The organism is Paraburkholderia sp. PAMB 6770, assembly GCF_057748135.1.
The window spans coordinates 2,970,785-2,992,436 of sequence record NZ_CM173238.1 but is presented as its reverse complement, the minus strand read 5'-3'; the positions used below and the strand labels follow the sequence as shown (position 1 = coordinate 2,992,436).

The 21,652-nt window shown below is 67.5% G+C and carries 16 protein-coding genes and 1 pseudogene; 12 read left to right on the top strand and 5 right to left on the bottom strand.

Going from position 1 to position 21,652, the window contains the following annotated elements; translation table 11 throughout:
* Positions 1 to 2: 2 nt before the first annotated feature.
* The 5 genes from AC3AP7_RS13535 to AC3AP7_RS13515 all read left to right on the top strand — a co-directional run bounded on the left by AC3AP7_RS13535 (position 3) and on the right by AC3AP7_RS13515 (position 5,012).
* On the top strand, positions 3 to 1,304 hold the full coding sequence (locus AC3AP7_RS13535) for an ATP-binding protein (RefSeq protein ID WP_475762176.1): 1,302 nt from the start codon (positions 3 to 5) through the stop codon (positions 1,302 to 1,304).
* 136 nt (positions 1,305 to 1,440) lie between these two features.
* Positions 1,441 to 2,949 (top strand): DegQ family serine endoprotease, encoded by a 1,509-nt coding sequence (locus tag AC3AP7_RS13530; RefSeq protein WP_475762178.1) that lies wholly within the window; start codon positions 1,441 to 1,443, stop codon positions 2,947 to 2,949.
* A 184-nt stretch (positions 2,950 to 3,133) separates the two neighbouring features.
* A complete protein-coding gene (locus AC3AP7_RS13525) occupies positions 3,134 to 3,628 on the top strand; it encodes a carboxypeptidase-like regulatory domain-containing protein (protein ID WP_475762180.1) in 495 nt (164 codons plus the stop codon).
* A 196-nt stretch (positions 3,629 to 3,824) separates the two neighbouring features.
* Complete coding sequence (locus AC3AP7_RS13520) at positions 3,825 to 4,223, top strand: DUF427 domain-containing protein (RefSeq protein ID WP_475762182.1); 399 nt, start codon at positions 3,825 to 3,827, stop codon at positions 4,221 to 4,223.
* Positions 4,224 to 4,256: 33 nt separating this feature from the next.
* Complete coding sequence (locus tag AC3AP7_RS13515) at positions 4,257 to 5,012, top strand: SRPBCC family protein (RefSeq protein ID WP_475762184.1); 756 nt, start codon at positions 4,257 to 4,259, stop codon at positions 5,010 to 5,012.
* 174 nt (positions 5,013 to 5,186) lie between these two features.
* On the opposite strand, the gene AC3AP7_RS13510 is transcribed toward AC3AP7_RS13515, so the two are convergent.
* A complete protein-coding gene (locus AC3AP7_RS13510) occupies positions 5,187 to 5,834 on the bottom strand; it encodes a TetR family transcriptional regulator (RefSeq protein ID WP_475762186.1) in 648 nt (215 codons plus the stop codon).
* A 417-nt stretch (positions 5,835 to 6,251) separates the two neighbouring features.
* Here AC3AP7_RS13510 and AC3AP7_RS13505 point away from each other — a divergent pair, with 417 nt between their 5' ends.
* The 3 genes from AC3AP7_RS13505 to AC3AP7_RS13495 are packed head-to-tail and all read left to right on the top strand — an operon-like array spanning position 6,252 to position 12,210.
* Positions 6,252 to 7,484, top strand: coding sequence for an efflux RND transporter periplasmic adaptor subunit (locus tag AC3AP7_RS13505; protein WP_475762188.1), 1,233 nt, complete (start codon positions 6,252 to 6,254; stop codon positions 7,482 to 7,484).
* 15 nt (positions 7,485 to 7,499) lie between these two features.
* On the top strand, positions 7,500 to 10,706 hold the full coding sequence (locus AC3AP7_RS13500; protein ID WP_475762190.1) for an efflux RND transporter permease subunit: 3,207 nt from the start codon (positions 7,500 to 7,502) through the stop codon (positions 10,704 to 10,706).
* Position 10,707: 1 nt separating this feature from the next.
* Entirely contained in the window at positions 10,708 to 12,210 is a 1,503-nt protein-coding gene (locus AC3AP7_RS13495; protein WP_475762192.1) for an efflux transporter outer membrane subunit, read from the top strand.
* A gap of 197 nt (positions 12,211 to 12,407) precedes the next feature.
* Here AC3AP7_RS13495 and AC3AP7_RS13490 read toward each other — a convergent pair whose 3' ends face one another.
* Complete coding sequence (locus AC3AP7_RS13490) at positions 12,408 to 13,844, bottom strand: nucleobase:cation symporter-2 family protein (RefSeq protein WP_475762194.1); 1,437 nt, start codon at positions 13,842 to 13,844, stop codon at positions 12,408 to 12,410.
* A 555-nt stretch (positions 13,845 to 14,399) separates the two neighbouring features.
* Here AC3AP7_RS13490 and AC3AP7_RS13485 point away from each other — a divergent pair.
* Both AC3AP7_RS13485 and fghA read left to right on the top strand, forming a co-directional pair.
* Entirely contained in the window at positions 14,400 to 15,506 is a 1,107-nt protein-coding gene (locus tag AC3AP7_RS13485; RefSeq protein WP_475762196.1) for an S-(hydroxymethyl)glutathione dehydrogenase/class III alcohol dehydrogenase, read from the top strand.
* Between the two features lie 39 nt (positions 15,507 to 15,545).
* The gene (gene fghA / locus AC3AP7_RS13480) at positions 15,546 to 16,391 is read left to right on the top strand and encodes an S-formylglutathione hydrolase (RefSeq protein WP_475762198.1); all 846 of its coding nucleotides are present in this window, start codon (positions 15,546 to 15,548) and stop codon (positions 16,389 to 16,391) included.
* A gap of 42 nt (positions 16,392 to 16,433) precedes the next feature.
* Here fghA and AC3AP7_RS13475 read toward each other — a convergent pair whose 3' ends face one another.
* The 3 genes and pseudogenes from AC3AP7_RS13475 to AC3AP7_RS13465 all read right to left on the bottom strand — a co-directional run bounded on the left by AC3AP7_RS13475 (position 16,434) and on the right by AC3AP7_RS13465 (position 19,046).
* Positions 16,434 to 17,216 (bottom strand): metal ABC transporter permease, encoded by a 783-nt coding sequence (locus AC3AP7_RS13475; RefSeq protein ID WP_475762200.1) that lies wholly within the window; start codon positions 17,214 to 17,216, stop codon positions 16,434 to 16,436.
* 355 nt (positions 17,217 to 17,571) lie between these two features.
* Positions 17,572 to 18,108, bottom strand: a pseudogene (locus AC3AP7_RS13470) (ATP-binding cassette domain-containing protein); the annotation flags it as partial.
* The gene (locus AC3AP7_RS13465; protein WP_475762202.1) at positions 18,105 to 19,046 is read right to left on the bottom strand and encodes a metal ABC transporter solute-binding protein; all 942 of its coding nucleotides are present in this window, start codon (positions 19,044 to 19,046) and stop codon (positions 18,105 to 18,107) included. The pseudogene AC3AP7_RS13470 and the gene AC3AP7_RS13465, both read right to left, overlap by 4 nt.
* Positions 19,047 to 19,398: 352 nt before the next feature.
* On the opposite strand from AC3AP7_RS13465, the gene AC3AP7_RS13460 reads away from it, so the two are divergent.
* Entirely contained in the window at positions 19,399 to 20,181 is a 783-nt protein-coding gene (locus AC3AP7_RS13460; protein WP_475762204.1) for an L-iditol 2-dehydrogenase, read from the top strand.
* 92 nt (positions 20,182 to 20,273) lie between these two features.
* A complete protein-coding gene (locus AC3AP7_RS13455) occupies positions 20,274 to 21,596 on the top strand; it encodes an ABC transporter substrate-binding protein (RefSeq protein ID WP_475762206.1) in 1,323 nt (440 codons plus the stop codon).
* The last annotated feature ends 56 nt before the right edge of the window (positions 21,597 to 21,652 follow it).

The window sequence follows — 21,652 nt, the reverse complement described above, 5'->3', positions numbered from 1 at the left end:
CGATGCGTTCCATTCGCCGTCAACTGCTGTTCTGGCTGCTCGCGATCGTGCTGGCCGGCGTCGGCTTTGCGGGCTGGCTGATCTACCGGCAGGCGCTCGCCGAGGCCAACGAGCTGTTCGATTACCAGCTGCAGGAAATCGCTGCGGCGCTGCCGTCCGAACCGTTCTCGCAGGTGCTCGGCTCGCGCGATACGAGCGACGAGGGGATCGTGCTGCAGATCTGGAATCGCGACGGCGTGCTGATGTACTACTCGCATCCGCGTGCGCCGCTTGCGCCGCATGCGGAGCTGGGCTTTTCGACCGAACGCACCGATCGCGGCGACTGGCGCGTGTACGGCGCGATCGTCGGCGACAACGTCGTGCAGCTTGCGCAGCCGCTGTCGGTGCGCAACCGCCTCGCGGCGAACGTCGCGCTGCGCACGCTGTGGCCGCTGATCGTGCTGCTGCCGCTGCTCGGGCTGGCGGTGTGGATCGTCGTCGGCCGCGGGCTCAAGCCGTTGCGCCGCGTCACCGGCGCACTCGACGCACGCCATCCCGAGGCGCTCGAACCGCTGCCGACCGCGCGGCTGCCGCTCGAAGTGCAGCCGCTCGTGCGCGCGCTCAACGGGCTGCTCGACCGGCTGTCGAACGCGCTCGACACGCAGAAGGCGTTCGTCGCGGATGCCGCGCACGAGCTGCGCACGCCGCTCGCCGCGCTGCAGATCCAGACGCAGCTCGTCGCGCGCGCCGCCGACGACGCCACCCGGCGCGACGCGCTCGCCGACCTGCAGGCGGGCGTCACGCGCGCGACGCGGCTTGCCGAGCAACTGCTCGCGCTCGCGCGCTCCGAGCCGGACGGGCACGTGCAGACCGCGCACGTCGACCTGCATGCGCTGCTCGACGAATGCGTGCTCGCCTACGCGCCGCTCGCGCAGCAGCGCGGCGTCGATCTCGGCATCGAGCGCAGCGAGCCGGCCATCGTGACCGGCGCTGCCGACGCATTGCGCGTGATGCTCAACAATCTCGTCGACAACGCGACGAAGTACACGCCGCGCGGCGGCCGGGTCGACGTGAGCCTCGTCGTCGAGGAGGGCCACCCGGTCGTGCGGATCGCCGATAACGGGCCCGGCATTCCCGAGTCCGAGCGCGAGCGCGTGTTCGACCGTTTCTACCGCGTCGGCGCGAGCGCGAGCCGCGAGCGCACGGACGTCGCGGGCAGCGGTCTCGGTCTGGCGATCGTGCGGCGCATCGCGATGCAGCACGCGGCAAGCGTGTCGCTCGGCGAGGCGCCGGCGGGCGGCCTGCTCGTGAGCGTGCGCTTTTGACTGCGGCGTCTGTCCGCGCGCACAAGGCCGCGCCGGCGGAACTTTCGCCGACGTTTCAACGCTTAAGACTCTTTTAAGTGACAGGCCGTACGCTTCAGTCCATCCATAAAGATTTCCTCCCTGTCAGGAGTCCACGATGAATACGAAAACTCTCTCCCGTAGCGCTGTCGCCATCGCGGTCGCCGTTGCCCTGTCCGCGGGCTATGTGGCCGGTCACCGGAACATGCCGGCGCCGCAGGTGATCACCGCGGCGCACGCCGCTGCCCTGATGCCGGCCGAGGCGGCCGCGAAGACCGGCATTCCTGACTTCTCCGGGCTCGTCGAAACATACGGTCCGGCCGTCGTGAACATCAGCGCGAAGCACGTGGTCAAGCAGACCACGCTGCAAGGCGGCAACGGCGGCAATGCACAGCAGTTGCCGATCGACCCGAACGATCCGTTCTACCAGTTCTACCGTCACTTCTTCGGCGGCGTGCCGGGCGCGCAGGGCGGCGACGGCGGCGACCAGTCCGACGAGCCGAGCGTGAGCCTCGGTTCGGGCTTCATCATCAGCAGCGACGGTTATATCCTGACGAATGCGCACGTCGTCGACGGCGCGAACGTCGTGACCGTGAAGCTGACCGACAAGCGCGAATTCCGCGCGAAGGTGGTCGGTGCGGACAAGCAGTCGGACGTCGCGGTGCTGAAGATCGACGCGAAGAACCTGCCTACGGTGAAGATTGGCAATCCTAACCTGAGCAAGGTCGGCCAGTGGGTGGTCGCGATCGGCTCGCCGTACGGCTTCGACAACACCGTGACCTCGGGCATCATCAGCGCGAAATCGCGCTCGCTGCCGAACGAGAACTACACGCCGTTCATCCAGACCGACGTGCCGGTCAACCCGGGCAACTCGGGCGGCCCGCTGTTCAACCTGCAGGGCGAGGTGATCGGCATCAACTCGATGATCTACTCGCAGACGGGCGGCTTCCAGGGCCTGTCGTTCGCGATTCCGATCGACGAAGCGATGCGCGTGAAGGACGAACTCGTGAAGACCGGCCACGTGAGCCGCGGCCGCCTCGGCGTCGCGGTGCAGAGCATGAACCAGACGCTCGCGAACTCGTTCGGCATGAGCAAGCCGGTCGGCGCGCTCGTGAGCTCGGTCGATCCGGGCGGTCCGGCCGCCAAGGCAGGGCTGCAGCCGGGCGACGTGATCACTGCGGTGAACGGTTCGGCGGTGTCCGATTCGGCCAGCCTGCCGTCGCAGATCGCCGCGATCAACCCGGGCAGCATGGCGACGATCACGGTGTGGCGCGACAAGGCGAGCAAGGACATCCGCGTGAAGATCGGCTCGATGTCCGACGCGCAGACCGCGTCGAACGGCAATGCGCCGGCGCAGGTGCAGGGCCGCCTCGGCGTCGCGGTGCGGCCGCTCACGCCGGAGGAAAAGAGCAACGATTCCGTCTCGCACGGCCTGCTGGTCCAGCAGTCGACCGGCGCGGCCGAGAACGCCGGCATCCAGCCGGGCGACGTGATTCTCGCGGTCAACGGCTCGCCGGTGTCGAGCGTCGACCAGTTGCGCCAGATGGTCGCGCACGCCGGCAACAGCATCGCGCTGCTGATCCAGCGCGACAACTCGCAGATTTTCGTGCCGGTCGATCTCGGTTGATGTAAGACTTGCCGGTCCGTTTGCAGGAATTGCCGACGGGCCGGCGCGATTTTCCCGCCGGAAGCGGGCGTCGGCCGCCGATGCGGCGTCCCGAGGCGCCCGTCGCGGAAAACGCGGATAGGCACGCAAGTTGCAAGATGGGTGTTCCAGACCTCAACCACACTCTGAACCAAGGAGCGAAGCCATGAATATCGAACGCAATCGTCGCACGCTCATCGCGTCGGTCGTGGCGGCCGCGCTGGCATTCGGTTTTGCGGGCGGCGCATGGGCGCAGCAAAACGGCACGGTCGGCGGCAGCACCACGGATAACACCAGCGCGGGCAACACGAACGGCGGCGGCATGCCGCAGATCCAGCATCAGGACGGGATCGCGTTCGTGTCCGGCGGCGTCGGCAGCGACGAATCGAAGGCGCTGCAGCGCGCGCAAAACCACTGGCCGCTCGCGTTGCGCTTCACGGGCCCGGGCGGCGATTTCCTCGCCGACGTGCACGTGCGCATCGCCGATGCGCACGGCAACGACGTGCTCCACGCGACCTCGCGCGGCCCGTACATGCTGGTGCGCCTGCATCCGGGGCGCTACACGGTGCATGCGCGCTACGACGACAAGGAGCAGCAGCGCACCGTGACCGTGTCGGCCAATGGCACGGCGCGCGGCGACTTCTACTGGAACATGCAGTAAATGCGGTGAATGCGGCGATGTGATGCGCGACCGCGCGGCGACGCGCAAGCTGCGGGCGTTTGACCGATAATGAAGCCACGGGGCAACCCGTGGCTTTTTTGTCTGCGCGCGCCGGCGAGCGAGCCGTCGGCAAGCCGTTACGCACGCGCCCGGCGGGCCCGGCGCTTGCCCGGGCCGACCTTCACGGAGCTGTGACATGAGCGATGCCCGTTCCTCCGACGCTTCTTCCGCCGCCGGCGCCGCGTCCGGCGCGCACCGCATCGACATTCGCGCGAATCCGCACCGCGTGCGGGTGATCCATCAGGGCGTCACGGTGGCGGATTCGCTGGCGGTGCTCACGCTTGCCGAATCCGGGCTGCCCGAGGTGTTCTATTTTCCGCGCGGCGATGTCAATATGGCGCGGCTCGTCCGCTCGGAGCACACGTCGCATTGTCCGTTCAAGGGCGACGCCGCGTATTACCACCTGCGCACCGAGGACGGCCTTGTCGAGAACGCGGTCTGGAGTTACGAGACCCCCTTCGAAGGGGTGCGGCAGATCCGGGAGCGTCTGGCGTTTTACGCATCGCGTGTCGACCGCATCGATCAGACGTCGTGATCCCGGTCGCGGGGGCACATCGGGGAGACTGTCATGGAACTGAATGACGCGCTGCGCCTTGCGCTGCCGCCTTCAGTCGTCTGGGAAGCGCTTCAGGACCTCGCGCTGCTGCGCGCGAGCCTTGACCACTGCGAGTCGTTCAACCGGCTGTCGCAAGGCGAGTTCGCGCTCACGCTGATGGTGCCGCTCGGGCCGCTGCGGGCTCGCTACGAAGTGCGCGCGCATGTCGCGCGCGAAAACCCGGCGCATGCCGGCGTGCATCACCGCGTGCTCAGCTTCAAGGCGCGCGCCGACGGGATCGGTTCGCTGCGCGGCCAGATCGACGTGACGCTGAGCGCCGACGAGCGGACGGGCGGGCGCGGCGAGGGCACGCGGATCGATTACGCGGTCTGGGCAACGCTCGCTGGACCGCTCGCGGCGCTGCCGCCGCGCCAGATCGAGAATGCGCTGCACGAACTGGCCGATGCGTTTTTCAACGAATTCTGCGCGGTCGTGCTCGCGCAGCATGGGCTGCGGCCGAACCGGGCACGGAGCGCGCCGGCGCGCCGTCAGCACGTTTTTTTGCGGCCCATTTCGCTTGCCGGCGTCGCGCGCCGCGCGCGTCTGCCCGGACAGGGAAGCGCCGGCGCGCTGACCGGGCGCGCGGCGCAAACGCTCTTCGGTTCGCGCACGCCGCCGCGCGCATCGCGCGAGGAGCGGCCGCCGCACGCGCTGCCGCAGTGGGCATGGGCGGTGATGATCGTGCTGATCGCGCTGCTGCTGTACGCGATGCACGGGTTCGCGCACTAGTCGCGCACGGGTTCGCATACCGATTCGCGCAGGCGGGCGCCCTCGGCCGCGATCCGCTTTCAACCCGCCAGACCTTGCCGCATCCCGCCGCATCCCGCCGCATCCTGCCGTACTCCGCCGCACCTCGTCGCACCTCGCCGCACCCCGCCTGGACGCGCCGCGCGTGCGCCTCGCTTACGACAGCGTCGCGCCGGTGCGCAGCGCCGGGCTCAGCCGCAGCGCGTCGAACATACCCTCCACCCTCTCCCGCGCGTGCAGGCCGAACTCGGTGGCATCCGGCAGGAACAGCATGTCGCGCAGCGACCCGCCGACAAACGCGTGCAGCATTCGCGCCGCGAGTTTCGCATCGAGATCGGCGGGGAGCTGGCCTTTCGCGATCGCATTGCGCAGGCCGGTCTCGATGTTGCGCAGCCCTTCGAGCATGTTGGTCTGACAGCGCTCCATCACCGGACCCATGTCCTCGACGAACTCGCACTTCAGAAACAGGATGTCGAAGACGCGCCGCCGCCGCGAGTCGGCCGCGGTGTCGCGCAGGCACAGCGTGCAGATCTCGATCAGCCGGCCGAGCGGATCCGGCTCGCCCGGATTGATCGAGGCGGCCTTCAGCTCGTCGAGCGGCAGCATGACGCGGTCGAACATTTCGGTGAACAGGTCGCCCTTGTTCGCGAAGTGCCAGTAGATCGCACCGCGCGTGACGCCCGCCGCCTGCGCGATATCCGCCAGCGACGTGCGCGACACGCCCTTTTCGAAAAACACCTGCTCGGCGGCATCGAGGATGCGCGCGCGTGTCTCCTGGGCTTCTTCCTTGGTCCTTCTGACCATATTCGTCTGACCTGCGGTATCGGGCTGTCCGGTCACTTTTCAGTGTAGCCGTGACAAACAATTTGATTGTTGGTGAACGACGAACAATTATTGCCTGAACCGGTCACTTATCCAACTCAAATCTGTTCATACATTCATACGCGAATGTATATATAATAGCACCCCGTCGATCCGATAGCTCTAGCGTGAACGACCGGTTAATATCCGTCACTGTTGTATTAACAATAGCCTTACGCGCCGTCCGACAGAGCCGGCGCGGTGCCGCATTGCCCGGTCTGGCGCTCATTGCGCCGGGGCCCGCCTCGCCGTATGTCGCAGGGCTTCCGGTCGCGCGTCGCAAGACGCCTGTGTGCGCCGCCGTCCCCCAGAGGGATGCGTGCACTTTTTTCTATTTTCAGCCTTGACAGAGGTCGCTCCATGCGCGTCGAACGGGTTCCATTCCACCTCATCACTGTCGCGACGGCTGCCGTTTTGCTGGCAGCGTGCGGACAAAAACAATCGGCCCCTCCGCCCCAAACGCCCGAAGTCGGCATCGTGACCGTCGAGCCGACGCCGGTGCCGCTGATCACCGAGCTGCCCGGCCGCACGAGCGCATTCCTCGTCGCGCAGGTGCGCGCGCGGGTGGACGGCATCGTGCTGCGGCGCGAATTCACCGAGGGCAGCGAGGTCAAGGCCGGCCAGCGTCTCTACCAGATCGACCCGGCGCCTTACATCGCGCAGCTCGACAGCGCGAAGGCGACGCTGCAGAAGGCCGAAGCCAATCTCGCGTCGGTCACCGCGCAGGCCAACCGCTACAAGGTGCTGGTCGCGGCGAACGCGGTCAGCAAGCAGGATTACGACAACGCGGTGGCCGCCGAAGGCCAGGCACAGGCGGACGTCGCATCCGGCAAGGCGGCGGTCGACACCGCGCGCATCAACCTCGGCTACACGGACGTGGTGTCGCCGGTGAGCGGCCAGGTCGGCATCTCGCAGGTCACGCCGGGCGCGTACGTGCAGGCGAGCCAGGCCACGCTGATGGCGACCGTGCAGCAGCTCGACCCGATGTACGTCGATCTCGTACAGTCGAGCCTCGACGGCCTGAAGCTGCGCCGCGAGGTGGAGGCGGGCCGTCTGAAGACGAGCGGCCCGAACGCCGCGAAGGTCACGCTGATCCTCGAGGACGGCCGCACGTACGCGGAACAGGGCAAGCTGCAGTTCACCGACGTGACGGTCGACCAGACCACCGGCTCGGTCACGGTCCGCGCGCTCTTCCCGAACAGGGACCACGTGCTGCTGCCGGGCATGTTCGTGCGCGCGCGCATCGAAGAGGGCGTGCAGGAGCACGCGCTGGTGGTGCCGCAGATCGGCATCACGCACGACCAGAAGGGGACGCCGACCGCGCTCGTCGTCGGTCCCGACAACAAGGTCGCGGTGCGCCAGCTCGTCACGTCGGGCACCTACGGGTCGAACTGGATTGTCGATTCCGGTCTGAATCCGGGGGACCGCGTGATCGTCGAGGGCGTCGACAAGGTGCGTCCGGGCATGACCGTGAAGACCGTGCCCGCCCAGTTGCCCGCCAGCCCCGCTTCCGGCGCCGCCGCCCAGGGCGCGCCGGGCGCCGGCGGCACGCAGACGGCCTCCGGCGCCGCTGCGGCCTCCGCTGCGCAATAACCGGGAGCGCGCTTCATGGCAAAGTTCTTTATTGATCGCCCGATCTTCGCATGGGTGATCGCCATCATCCTGATGCTCGCGGGCATCGCGGCGATCTTCACGCTGCCGGTCGCGCAGTATCCGACCATCGCGCCGCCGTCGATCCAGATCAGCGCCACGTATCCGGGCGCCTCGGCGAAGACCGTCGAGGACACGGTCACCCAGGTGATCGAGCAGCAGATGAGCGGTCTGGACCATCTGCTCTACATCTCGTCGACGTCGGACGACTCGGGCACGGCCACGATCACGCTGACGTTCGCGGCGGGCACCAACCCCGACATCGCCCAGGTGCAGGTGCAGAACAAGCTGCAACTGGCGACGCCGCTGCTTCCGCAGGCCGTGCAGCAGCTCGGCACGAAGGTCACGAAATCGAGCAACAGCTTCCTGCTCGTGATGGCCTTCAACTCCGAAGACGGCAGCATGAACAAGTACGACCTCGCGAACTACGTCGCGTCGAACGTCGAAGATCCGATCAGCCGGATCGACGGGGTCGGTCAGGTCACGCTGTTCGGCTCGCAGTACGCGATGCGGATCTGGCTCGACGCCGACAAGCTGGACAAGTTCAGCCTCACGCCGGTCGACGTGCAGGCCGCGCTGCAGGCGCAGAACGTGCAGGTCGCGGGCGGTTCGCTCGGCGGCACGCCGGCCGTGCCCGGCCAGGTGCTGCAGGCGACCATCAGCGAGGCGACGCTGCTCAACACGCCCGCGCAGTTCGGCAACATCCTGCTGAAGGTCAACCCGGACGGGTCGCGCGTGCTGCTGAAGGATGTCGCGCGCATCGAGCTGGGCGGCGAAAACTACAACTTCGACACGAAGTACAACGGCGTGCCGACCGCGGGCTTCGGCATCCAGCTCGCCACCGGCGCGAACGCGCTCGCCACCGCGAAGGCGGTGCGCGCGAAGATCACCGAGCTGTCGAAGTACTTCCCGCACGGGCTGGTCGTGAAGTACCCGTATGACACGACGCCGTTCGTGCGCCTGTCGATCGAGGAAGTGGTCAAGACGCTGCTCGAAGGCATCGTGCTCGTGTTCCTCGTGATGTATCTGTTCCTGCAGAACCTGCGCGCCACGCTGATCCCGACGATCGCGGTGCCGGTGGTGCTGCTCGGCACGTTCGCGATCATGAGCGCGGTCGGCTTCTCGATCAACGTGCTGTCGATGTTCGGCCTCGTGCTCGCGATCGGCCTGCTGGTGGACGATGCGATCGTGGTGGTGGAGAACGTCGAGCGCGTGATGGCCGAGGAAGGGCTGCCGCCGAAGGAAGCCACCCGCAAGGCGATGGGCCAGATCACCGGCGCGCTCGTCGGGGTGGCGCTCGTGCTGTCGGCGGTGTTCGTGCCGGTGGCGTTTTCGGGCGGCTCGGTCGGCGCGATCTACCGGCAGTTCTCGCTGACGATCGTCGCGGCGATGGTGCTCTCCGTGCTGGTCGCGCTGATCCTGACGCCGGCGCTGTGCGCGACGATCCTCAAGCCGGTCCCGAAGGGCGATCACGGCGTGAAGACCGGCTTCTTCGGCTGGTTCAACCGCACCTTCGAGGCGAGCCGCGACAAGTACCACAACGGCGTGCACCACGTGATCAAGCGCTCGGGGCGCTGGCTCGTCATCTATCTGGTCGTGATCGTCGCGGTGGGCATGCTGTTCGTGCGTCTGCCTAAGTCGTTCCTGCCGGACGAGGATCAGGGCCTGATGTTCGTGCTCGTGCAGACGCCGGCCGGCTCGACCCAGGAAACCACCGCGCACGCGCTGAAGGACATCTCCGACTACCTGCTCACGAAGGAGAAGAACATCGTCGAGTCGGTGTTCACGGTGAACGGCTTCAGCTTCGCGGGCCGTGGCCAGAATGCGGGCCTCGTGTTCGTGCGCCTGAAGGACTACTCGCAGCGCCAGCATGCGAACGAGAAGGTCCAGGCCCTCGTGCGCCGCACGTACATGCATTTTGCGGGCTACAAGAACGCCATGGTGTTCCCGGTCAACCCGCCGTCGATTCCCGAACTGGGCACCGCGGCCGGCTTCGACTTCGAACTCGAAGACCGCGCGGGCCTCGGCCACGCGGCGTTGATGGCCGCGCGCAACCAGTTGCTCGGCATGGCGGCGAAGGACCCGACGCTCGCGCTCGTGCGTCCGAACGGCCTGAACGACACGCCCGAGTTCAAGGTGAACATCGACCGCGAGAAGGCGGCGGCGCTCGGCGTGTCGCCGTCGACGATCGACCAGACGTTCTCGATCGCGTGGGCATCGGCATACGTGAACAACTTCCTCGATACCGATAACCGGATCAAGAAGGTGTACCTGCAGGCCGACGCGCCGTTCCGCATGAACCCGGACGACATGGACAAATGGTACGTGCGCAACGCCGACGGCGCGATGGTGCCGTTCTCCGCGTTCGCCACCGGCAATTGGACCTACGGATCGCCGAAGCTCGAACGCTACAACGGCATCTCGGCGGTCGAAATCCAGGGGCAGGCGGCGGCGGGCAAGAGTACCGGCCAGGCGATGACGGCGATGCAGGCGCTCGCGGCGAAGCTGCCGAACGGCATCGGCTACGAATGGACGGGCCTGTCGTTCCAGGAAATCCAGTCGGGCTCGCAGGCGCCGATCCTGTACGGCATCTCGATCCTCGTGGTGTTCCTGTGTCTCGCGGCGCTCTACGAGAGCTGGTCGATTCCGTTCTCGGTGATCATGGTCGTGCCGCTCGGCGTGCTCGGCGCGCTGCTTGCCGCGACGCTGCGCGGGCTGGAAAACGACGTGTTCTTCCAGGTCGGCTTGCTGACCACGGTCGGGCTGTCCGCGAAGAACGCGATTCTGATCGTCGAGTTCGCGCGCGAACTGCAGACCGGCCAGGGCATGGGGCCGGTCGAGGCGGCGCTCGAAGCGGCCCGTCTGCGTCTGCGGCCGATCCTGATGACGTCGCTCGCGTTCATCCTCGGCGTGTTCCCGCTCGCGATCAGCAACGGCGCCGGCTCGGCGAGCCAGCACGCGATCGGCACCGGCGTGATCGGCGGGATGCTGACGGCGACCTTCCTCGCGATCTTCATGATCCCGATGTTCTTCGTCGTGATCCGCGCGAAGTTCGGCGGCGAGAAGGAGGATCCGGACGCGGCGCTCGCACATTACAACCAGCATCATCCGCACGATCCGCAAGGCGGCGCGGAGGGCAACGGCTCGGGCAAGGAAGGGCATTGAGATGCATAAACACTCGTTGATCGCAGTCGCGGTCGCGCTCGTCGCCACCGCCTGCACGATGGAGCCGAAGTACGTGCGCCCGGCCGCGCCTGTCTCGGCCACGTTCCCGACGGGCGGCGTCTACGCGACGCAGCCGGGCGCGGCGAGCGCCGCGCGCAGCGCGCAGGCGCAGGCCGCGGCCGACATCGGCTGGCGCAACTTCTTCACCGATCCGCGGCTGCAGCGGCTCATCGAAATCGCGCTGCACAACAATCGCGACCTGCGCGTGGCCGTGCTGAACATCGAGGCTTCGCAGGCGCAGTACCGCATCACGCGCGCGGGGCTGATGCCGTCGATCAATGCGGTCGGCACGGAGAACCGCACGCGCACCCCGCGCGATCTGTCGTTCTTCAACGAAACGATCATTCCGGAGTACCAGGTCGGTCTGAGCGGCTCGTGGGAGCTCGACTTCTTCGGCCGCATCCGCAGCCTGAAGGCCCAGGCGCTCGACCAGTACCTCGCGACCGCGCAGGCGCGCAAGGCGGCCGAGATCTCGCTCGTCTCGCAGGTAGCCGACCAGTACCTGACCGTGCTGTCGTATGACGAACTGCTGAAGGTCACCGCGGATACGCTGAAGACCGCGCAGGCGTCGTACCACATCACGCAGCTGCAGTTCGACAACGGCACCGGTTCCGAACTCGATCTGCGCCAGGCGCAGACGGTGGTCGAGCAGGCGAAGGCGAACTACCAGGCGCAGCTGCGGCTGCGCGAGCAGTCGCTCAATGCGCTGGTGCTGCTGGTCGGCGAGCCGTTGCCGGCCGACTTGCCGCCGGGCCGCACGCTGGGCGACCAGGACCTGCTCGCGGACATTCCGGCCGGCCTGCCGTCCGATCTGCTCACGCGCCGGCCCGACATCATGGAGGCGGAGGACAACCTGCGCGCGGCCAATGCGAACATCGGCGCGGCCCGCGCGGCGTTCTTCCCGAAGATCTCGCTGACGGGCAGCTTCGGCACGCTGAGCCCGACGCTCGGCGGCCTGTTCGATCCGGGCTCCGCGGCATGGAGCTTCGCGCCGCAGATCACGCTGCCGATCTTCGCGGGCGGCCAGAACAAGGCGAATCTCGATCTCGCGCACGTGCAGAAGAACATCCAGATCGCCACCTACGAGAAGACCATTCAGACGGCGTTCCGCGAAGTGGCCGACGGGCTCGCCGCGCGCGGCACCTACGACCAGCAGATCGACGCGCTGCAGCGGGATACGGCTGCCGAGCAGCGCAGTCTCGACCTGTCGCAATTGCGTTATCGCAATGGCGTCGACAGCTATCTGTCGGTGCTGACCGCGCAGACGAACCTGTATGCGGCGCAGCAATCGCTGATCACCGCACGCGCGGCGCGCCTGACCAATCTCGTCGATCTGTACGAGGCGCTCGGCGGCGGATGGATCGAGCACACCGGCGACACGCCGCGCCCGGCCGACGCGGCAGCGAGCACGCCGGTGGCCGCCGCCGCGCCGAAGGCGGACTGAGCGGCAGCGCGCGAGGTCGGCGCGCTCTGGGCGGCCAGATGTGCGGCCGGGTGCGCGCCCCGCGCCGCCGGGCGCGCGGCCGCGTCGGACCGGGTGGCGCGGCGGCCGCATCCGCCGGCCCGCGCCACGTAAAAACGCCACGGCATGCCGTGGCGTTTTTTTTGAGCCGGTGTCGCGCCGCAACCGGCGCGAGCGGATCAGTGCAGGTCGGCTGCGCGCAGCATTTCGTCGCTGGCGGGCGCGCTGTCGTCATTGCCGCCGCGGCCGTCGAAGTCGCGGCCGGTGCGGTGGATGTCGCGCCGCGCGGCACGCTCGCCGCGCACCCCGTTGAACACGATGTTCAGGACGACTGCCGACACCGACGCGAGCAGAATCCCGCTATGCAGCAGCGGTGAGAACTGCGACGGCAGCCGGGCGAAGAAGTGCGGCGACACCACCGGCACCAGACCGAGACCGACGCTGACCGCGACGATGAACAGGTTGTGGTGGTTCTTCACGAAGTCGACCTTCGAAAGCACCTTGATGCCGTTCGCGGCCACCATCCCGAACATCACGATGCCGGCGCCGCCGAGCACGAACGCGGGCACCGATGCGACGACCTGGGCCATCTTCGGGAACAGGCCGAGCATCACGAGGATCACGCCGCTCGTCGCGCAGACGAAGCGGCTCTTCACGCCGGTCACGCCGATCAGGCCGACGTTCTGCGAGAACGACGTGTGCGGGAACGAGTTGAAGATGCCGCCGAAAAGCGTGCCGAGGCCGTCGACGCGCAGACCGCGCACCAGCGCCTTCTGGTCGACCGGACGCTCGACCATGTCGCCGACCGCGAGGAACATGCCGGTCGATTCGATGAACGTGACGAACATCACGGTGACCATCGTCGCGATCGACAGCGGATCGAAATGCGGCAGCCCGAAGTGGAACGGCATCACGATGCCGACCCACGGCGCGGCGGCGACGCCGCCGAAGTTCACGCGGCCGAGCAGGACCGCGATCACGAAGCCCGCGACGATGCCGAGCAGCACCGAAATGTTCGCGACGAAGCCTTTGCCGAACTTGTTGATCAGCAGGATCAGCGCGAGCACGACCAGCGACAGGCCGAGGAACAGCGGATTGCCGTAATCCGGGTTGCCGACGCCGCCCGCGGCCCAGTTGATGCCGACCTCCATCAGCGACAGGCCGATCACCGAGATCACCACGCCGACCACCACCGGCGGGAAGAAGCGCAGCAGCTTGCCGATCGCAGGCGCGAGCACGATGCCGATCGCCCCCGCCGCAATGGTCGAGCCGTAGATGTCGAGAATGCCCAGGCTCGGGTTCGTGCCGATCGCGATCATCGGACCGACGGCGGCAAACGTGCAGCCCATGATGACCGGCAGCCGGATGCCGAAGATCCACAGGCCGAGCGTCTGGATCAGCGTGGCGACGCCGCACGAAAACAGGTCGGCGCTGATCAGGAACGCGACCTGGTCTTTCGGCAGTTTCAGCGCGCCGCCGATGATCAGCGGCACGGCAACCGCACCCGCGTACATCACGAGCACGTGCTGAATACCGAGCGTGAGAAGCTGCCCGGCGGGCAGCCGCTCGTCGCACGGGTGAACGGGGTTGGATTGCGTCACGTCTGTCTCCATCATCTCGTTTTGAAGTGGCTCCAAGTTATGCGGTCAGACGCGCATCAACAAGACCACTGGGGACTATTCCCGCCTTTGCGGCGCTCATATGCGTGGGCCGCCGCCGCGCCGCGCGGCGCGCGCCGGAGCGCCGCGATTGCGCTGCAAGCCCCGTGTGGCGGTGCTGTCGCAGCGGCCCGCCGGGACGACGGGCGCGCGCGATATATGTGAGAATCCATGAGGTGTATTCGAATTTGAACATAACGCTGTTTGGGGGCCGCGTGTACGCCGGATGGGTTTACCCCAATTAGGTGCCAGAACAGCGCAAATGGGCCTCTTCGGCGAGCAGCCCGCGGGCGCCGCGACCGGGGCGGCGCGACCCCGGGGCATGCGTCGCGCATGCGCGGCGGCGATGTCGCAACCGGACCATCGTCCGTCCGATTCCGACCTGCGCGTGCGCCGCATTTCTGCGATCCTGTGCGCCGGCCGTGCGCGGCCCGGTCCACGCGCGCGCGTCGCGCGCACCCCACGCACGCGTTGCCTCGCAAGACCGATTCAGGAACCACAGGAGCATTGAAGATGAAGACCAAAGCCGCCATTGCATGGAAAGCCGGGGCCCCGCTGACGATCGAAGAAGTGGACCTCGAAGGCCCGCGCGCCGGCGAGGTGCTGATCGAGGTGAAGGCGACGGGAATCTGCCACACGGATTACTACACGCTGTCGGGCGCGGACCCGGAAGGCCTGTTCCCGGCGATTCTCGGCCATGAAGGCGCGGGCGTCGTCGTGGACGTGGGGCCGGGCGTGGGCACCGTGAAGAAGGGCGATCACGTGATCCCGCTCTATACGCCCGAGTGCCGGCAGTGCAAGTTCTGCCTGTCGCGCAAGACGAACCTGTGCCAGGCGATCCGCGCGACCCAGGGCAAGGGCCTCATGCCGGATGCGACCTCGCGCTTTTCGCTCGCCGGCAAGCCGCTGTTTCACTACATGGGCACCTCCACCTTCTCGAACTACATCGTCGTGCCGGAGATCGCGGTCGCGAAGGTGCGCGAGGACGCGCCGTTCGACAAGATCTGCTACATCGGCTGCGGCGTGACGACGGGCGTCGGGGCGGTGGTGTATTCGGCGAAGGTCGAGGCGGGGGCGAACGTGGTCGTGTTCGGGCTGGGCGGGATCGGTCTGAACGTGATCCAGGGCGCGAAGATGGTCGGCGCGGACAGGATCATCGGCGTGGACATCAATCCGAAGCGGGTTGCGCTCGCGAAGCAGTTCGGGATGACGCACTTCATCAACCCGAACGAGGTGGAGAACGTGGTGGACCACATCGTGCAACTGACCGACGGCGGCGCGGACTATTCGTTCGAGTGCGTGGGCAACGTGAAGCTGATGCGTCAGGCGCTCGAATGCACGCACAAGGGCTGGGGCCAGTCGTTCATCATCGGGGTGGCGGCGGCCGGCGAGGAAATCAGCACGCGGCCGTTCCAGCTGGTGACGGGGCGGCAGTGGAAAGGCTCGGCGTTCGGCGGCGCGCGCGGGCGCACCGACGTGCCGAAGATCGTCGACTGGTACATGGAGGGCAAGCTGAACATCGACGACCTGATCACGCACACGCTGCCGCTCGAACGGATCAACGAGGGCTTCGACCTGATGAAGCAGGGCGAGTCGATCCGCTCGGTCGTGCTGTACTGATCGTTGCCCTGACAACCGGCCTCAGCAACGGAGCGCGCGATGCCCAGACTTCTTGCCTCGCACGCCTGCCACGGCGGCGTGCAGCAGTTCTATACCCACGATTCGCAGACGACCGGGCTGCCCATGCGGTTTGCCGTCTACCTGCCGCCCCAGGCGGCGCATGGCAAGGTGCCGGCGCTGTTCTATCTGGCCGGCCTCACCTGCACCGAGGAAACCTTTCCGATCAAGGCGGACGCGCAGCGCTACGCCGCGCAGCACGGCATCGCACTGATCGCGCCGGACACGAGCCCGCGCGGCGCGGGCATTGCCGGCGAGAGCGCGGCGTGGGACTTCGGCGTGGGTGCGGGTTTTTATGTCGATGCCACACGCGAGCCCTGGTCGCGCCATTACCGGATGTACTCATACGTGCGTGACGAGCTGCGCGAAACCGTCGTCGCGACGTTGCCGGTCGACGGCGCGCGGCTCGGCATCTTCGGTCATTCGATGGGCGGTCACGGCGCGTTGATGCTCGCGCTGCGCAATCCGCAGATTTACCGTTCGGTGTCGGCGTTCGCGCCGATCGCGGCCCCGATGCGCTGCCCGTGGGGCGAGAAGGCGTTCGGCGGTTATCTCGGCGAGGACCGCGAAGCCTGGAAAGCGTACGACGCGAGCGAACTGGTCGCGCACGCATCGCAGCGCTTCGCCGCGGGCATCCTGATCGACCAGGGGCTCGGCGATGCATTTCTCGCCGAGCAGCTCTACCCGGAGGTGTTCGAGGCCGCGTGCCGGGCGGCCGGCCAGCCGCTCACGCTGCGCCGCCATGCGGGCTACGACCACGGCTACTACTTCATCCAGAGCTTCATCGCCGATCACCTCGCGCATCATGCGAAGGTGTTGCTTGCGTAAGCGCGCCGCGGTCCGCGCCGGCGCGCCCGGCGCTTGCCGTGTTCAGCGCCGGCGCAGCAGGCTCGCGCCGTAGACGAGCGCGGCGAGCGCGGTAATCCAGAAACTCGTCGGCCAGTCGGTGTAGAACGCGAGCGTGAGGCCGAGCCACGCCTGCGCAAGCGCGAGCAGCGCGGCGACCAGCAGTCCGCGCGCAAGGCGCGTCGTGAGATTCTGCGCGGCGGCGGCCGGACCTACCATCAACGTGAAGACGAGCAGCACGCCGACGATCTGCGTGCACGCGGCGACCGCGAGCGCGGTGATCGCGAGGAACAGCATCGACATCGCGCGCAGCGACACGCCTTTCGCCTCCGCCAGCTCGGGCTGCAGCGAAGCGAACAGCAGCGGGCGCATGATGGCCGCCAGCGCGAGCAGGCTGACGATGCCGAGCCCGGCGAGCACGCCGAGCGTCGCCGCGTTCACGCCGAGCACGTTGCCGAACAGCAGCGCGGTCACCTGGGTCGCGTACGCGGTGAAGAAGTGCAGGAACAGCAGCCCGAAGCCGAGCGCGAGCGACAGGATCACGCCGATCGCGACGTCGCGGCCCGCAAGCCGTTCGCCGAGCGCGCCCATGCCGAGGCCGGCCGCGAGCGTGAAGCCGATCATCCCCCAGATCGGCGACAGGCCGATCAGCACCGCGCCGGTCGCGCCGGTGAAGCCGACGTGCGACAGCGCGTGGCCGGCGAAGGTCTGGCCGCGCATCACGAGAAAGTAGCCGACGATCCCCGCCAGCACCGCGACGATCCCCGACGCCGCGAACGCATTCACCATGAAGTCGTATTCAAACATCGTGCGTGTGTCCGTGTCCGTGACCGTGCGGGTGCGCGGGGCCGGCGCCGCCGTGGTCGTGTTCGTCGTGCTCGTGTCCGTGATCGTGCTTTTCGACTTCGACGTCGCCCGACATCACGAAGATGCGGCCGTTGATGCGCATCACCTCGATCGGCGAGCCGTACAGGCGCGACAGCACCGGCTTCGTGATCACTTCGTCGACCGTGCCGAGCGCCGCGACGCCGTTGCCGAGATACAGCACGCGATCGAGCGCGTTGAGCAGCGGATTGAGTTCGTGGGCGGAGAACAGCACCGCGATGCCGAGCTCGCGCTGCACGCTGCGCACCAGTTCGACCACGCCCTTCTGATGATGCGGGTCGAGGCTGATGAGCGGCTCGTCGAGCAGCAGCAGTTGCGGGTCGCCGAGCAGGCATTGCGCGAGCAGCAGCCGCTGGCGCTCGCCGCCGGACAGATCGGACAGCGGACGCATCGCGAGCGCGCTTGCGCCGACCAGTTCCAGCACGCGTCCGACATCCGCGCGGGTTTTCGCATCCGCGTAGGGCAGGCCCCAGCGATGGCCGTCGGCCGCCATCGCTACGAAGTCGCGGCCGCGCACGTGGCGGCCGGCGAGCGCGCTGCGCGTCTGCGGCATGTAGCCGATCGCCGCGTTGCCGCGCTCGACCGGCTTGCCGAGCACGCGGATCGCGCCGCGCGCGGCGGGCACGAGCCCGAGCACCGCGCGCATCAGCGTCGTCTTGCCGGCGCCGTTCGGGCCGAGCACGCCGATGAATTCGCCCTGATTCACGCGCAGGCTCGCGTCGCGCAGGATCGTGCGTTCGCCGAGCGCGAGCGTGACGCCGTCGAGTTCGAGGACCGGCGTCGCGGCCGACGGCGGGTGGCCGGGCTGGCTCATCCGGGCTGTCCTTCGCCGGCCGCGAGCGCGCGCGCGAGCGCGTCGAGCTGCGACAGCATCCAGGTCTGGTAGGTCTTGCCGGCGGGTTCGGTTTCGGTGACGCTCATGGTCGGTACATGGGATTGCTGGGCCAGTTGCAACATCCGCCGGGTGAGCGGCTCGGTCGCCTGGCTGTTGTAGATCAGCACGCGCACGCGGCGCCCGCGCAAGTCCTGCTCGAACGCGGCGATGTCGGACGGGCTGGCTTCGGTGTCGTTCATCGTCGCGAGCTGGAACCGCATGTTGCGCATCGACAGGCCGATCGCGTCGGCCATGTAGCCGAACACGGGTTCGGTCGCCGTCACCGGAGTGCCCGCGTAGCGGCTGCGCAGCGCCGCGATCTTCGCATCGACCGGCTTGAGCGACGCGAGGAACGTGGCGAGGTTCGTCTCGTAGACGGCCTTGTGGGCCGGGTCGGCGGCTTCGAGCGCGGCGACGACCGCGCGCGCGACCGCGGGCATCGTCGCGGGATCGTACCAGAGGTGCGGGTTGTCGCCGCCTTTTTTGCCGACGAGATCGGCCGCGACGATCGTCGTGCGCGCCGGGTTCTTCGACGCGTTCAGCAGCTTCGTCATCCACGGATCGTAATCGGCGCCGTTATAGACGACAAGCCGCGCATGCTGCAGCGCGCGCGCGGTCTTCGGGCTGGCTTCGAACAGGTGCGGATCCTCGTCCGGATTGCTGAGGATGCTGGTCACTTCGACGCGCTCGCCGCCCAGTTGATGCACCACGTCGCCATAGAAATTCTCGGCGGCGACGACCGGGATGCGCGAGTCCTGCGCGTGGGCAGCGCCGCCGGTCGCGAGCGCGGCCGCGGCGACAGCGGCCGTGACGGCGACACGCGGGAAGGCGCGCAGCGCGCGGCGCGCGGCGAACCACTTCGAGTGGAGTGCTTGCATCGGTTTTCCTTGGGTATCGAGGTTGTCGAAATCGTTTTCTGCGGCTGCGCGGCGGCAAGGGATGCGTCACGGACACACCGGCGCGTCGGCGGATGGCAATGATATAACATAACTTAAATTGTCGTCAGCCCGGAATCTCCGACAACAGCGCGGATGTGCTCACATCGGGCCGTCCCGGACGGGTGAGCGCATGCTTGACACACGCCTGACGCGCTGCACCATCGAAATCTTGTTTCGTGCCTTGACATGGCCGGGTGCGTATCCGATCATTCGATCACTCACAGAGCAATTGCTCGCGTGATGAGCGTCCGCTCACCACGCAACGGCATTCACGACGACACGGAGACAGGCAGTGGCAGCGCGATTGGACGGCAAGGTGGCGATTCTGACGGGAGCGGCAAGCGGTATCGGCGAAGCGGTCGCGCGGCGCTATCTCGACGAAGGCGCGCGTTGCGTGCTGGTGGACGTGAAGCCCGCGGACAGCTTCGCGCAGGCGCTGTGCGAGGCGAGCGGCGAGCGCGTGCTCACGCTCAGCGCCGACGTCACGCGGCGCGAGGACATCGCCCGCATCGTCACGCATACGGTCGAGCGGTTCGGCCAGATCGACATCCTCTTCAACAATGCGGCGCTGTTCGACATGCGGCCGATCCTCGACGAATCCTGGGACGTGTTCGACCGCCTGTTCGCAGTCAACGTGAAGGGCATGTTCTTCCTGATGCAGGCGGTCGCGCAGCGGATGGTCGAGCAGGGCCGCGGCGGCAAGATCGTCAACATGTCGTCGCAGGCCGGCCGGCGCGGCGAGGCGCTCGTCTCGCACTACTGCGCGACGAAGGCCGCCGTGCTGAGCTACACGCAGTCCGCGGCGCTCGCGCTCGCACCGCACCGGATCAACGTGAACGGCATCGCGCCGGGCGTCGTCGACACGCCGATGTGGGACCAGGTCGACGCGCTCTTCGCGCGCTACGAGCACCGCCCGCCCGGCGAGAAGAAGCGTCTCGTCGGCGAGGCCGTGCCGCTCGGCCGCATGGGCGTGCCCGAGGATCTCACCGGCGCCGCGCTGTTCCTCGCGTCGGCCGACGCCGACTACATCACCGCGCAAACCCTGAACGTCGACGGCGGCAACTGGATGAGCTGAGCGTTCGACGGTCAGCTCCGCTGGCCTGTTTTTGCCTTGATCTTTGCCTTGACCACGCAGTCCACCATAACGTACGAGAAAGGAGACATACGATGAAATCAGCCATGAAACCCGCGCTCAAGGCGATCGGCGCTGCCGCCATCGCGTGCGCAGCGATGGGGGCGCAGGCCGCGACGCTGACGATCGCGACCCTGAACAACCCGGACATGATCGAGCTGAAGAAGCTGTCGCCGGCGTTCGAGAAGGCCAACCCGGACATCAAGCTGAACTGGGTGATCCTTGAGGAAAACGTGCTGCGCCAGCGCGCGACGACCGACATCACGACCGGCAGCGGCCAGTTCGACGTGATGACGATCGGCGCATACGAAGCCCCGCAGTGGGGCAAGCGCGGCTGGCTCACGCCGCTCGCGAACCTGCCGGCGAGCTACGATCTCGACGACGTGGTGAAGACCGCGCGCGACGGCCTGTCGTATAACGGCCAGCTGTATGCGCTGCCGTTCTACGTCGAAAGCTCGATGACCTTCTACCGCAAGGACCTGTTCGCGGCGAAGGGCCTCACGATGCCCGCCCAGCCGACCTACGACCAGATCAAGACGTTCGCCGACAAGCTGAACGACCCGTCGCACGGCGTCTACGGCATCTGCCTGCGCGGCAAGGCCGGCTGGGGCGAGGACATGGCGTACGTGACGACCGTCGTCAACACGTTCGGCGGCCGCTGGTTCAACGAGAAGTGGCAGCCGCAGCTCACGTCGCCGGAATGGAAGAAGGCGGTGTCGTTCTACGTCGACCTGCTGAAGAAAGACGGCCCTCCGGGCGCGAGCTCGAACGGCTTCAACGAGAACCTGACGCTGATGGCCTCGGGCAAGTGCGCGATGTGGATCGACGCGACGGTGGCCGCCGGCATGCTGTACAACAAGCAGCAGTCGCAGATCGCCGACAAGGTGGGCTTTGCCGCCGCACCGATCGAAGTCACGCCGCGCGGCGCGCACTGGCTGTGGGCATGGGCGCTGGCGATTCCGAAGTCGTCGAAGCAGGCCGACGCGGCGAAGAAGTTCATCGAGTGGGCGACCTCGAAGGAGTACATCAAGATGGTCGCGCAGGATGAAGGCTGGGCCTCGGCGCCTCCGGGAACCCGCAAGTCGACCTATGCGCTGCCGCAGTACCAGGCTGCCGCGCCGTTCGCCAGCTTCGTGCTGAAGGCGATCGAGACCGCCGATCCGAACCATCCGACGCTCAAGCCGGTGCCGTACACGGGTGTGCAGTTCGTCGGCATTCCTGAGTTCCAGTCGTTCGGCACGGTGGTCGGCCAGGAAATCTCGGGTGCAGTGGCAGGGCAGATGTCGGTCGATCAGGCGCTCGCCGCCGGCCAGGCCGCGACCGAGCGCGCCATGCGCGAAGCCGGCTATCTGAAGTAATCCGAAGCACGCCGGCCGACGCCCGTCGGCCGGTCTTCGCAGCACAGCGGGCGCGC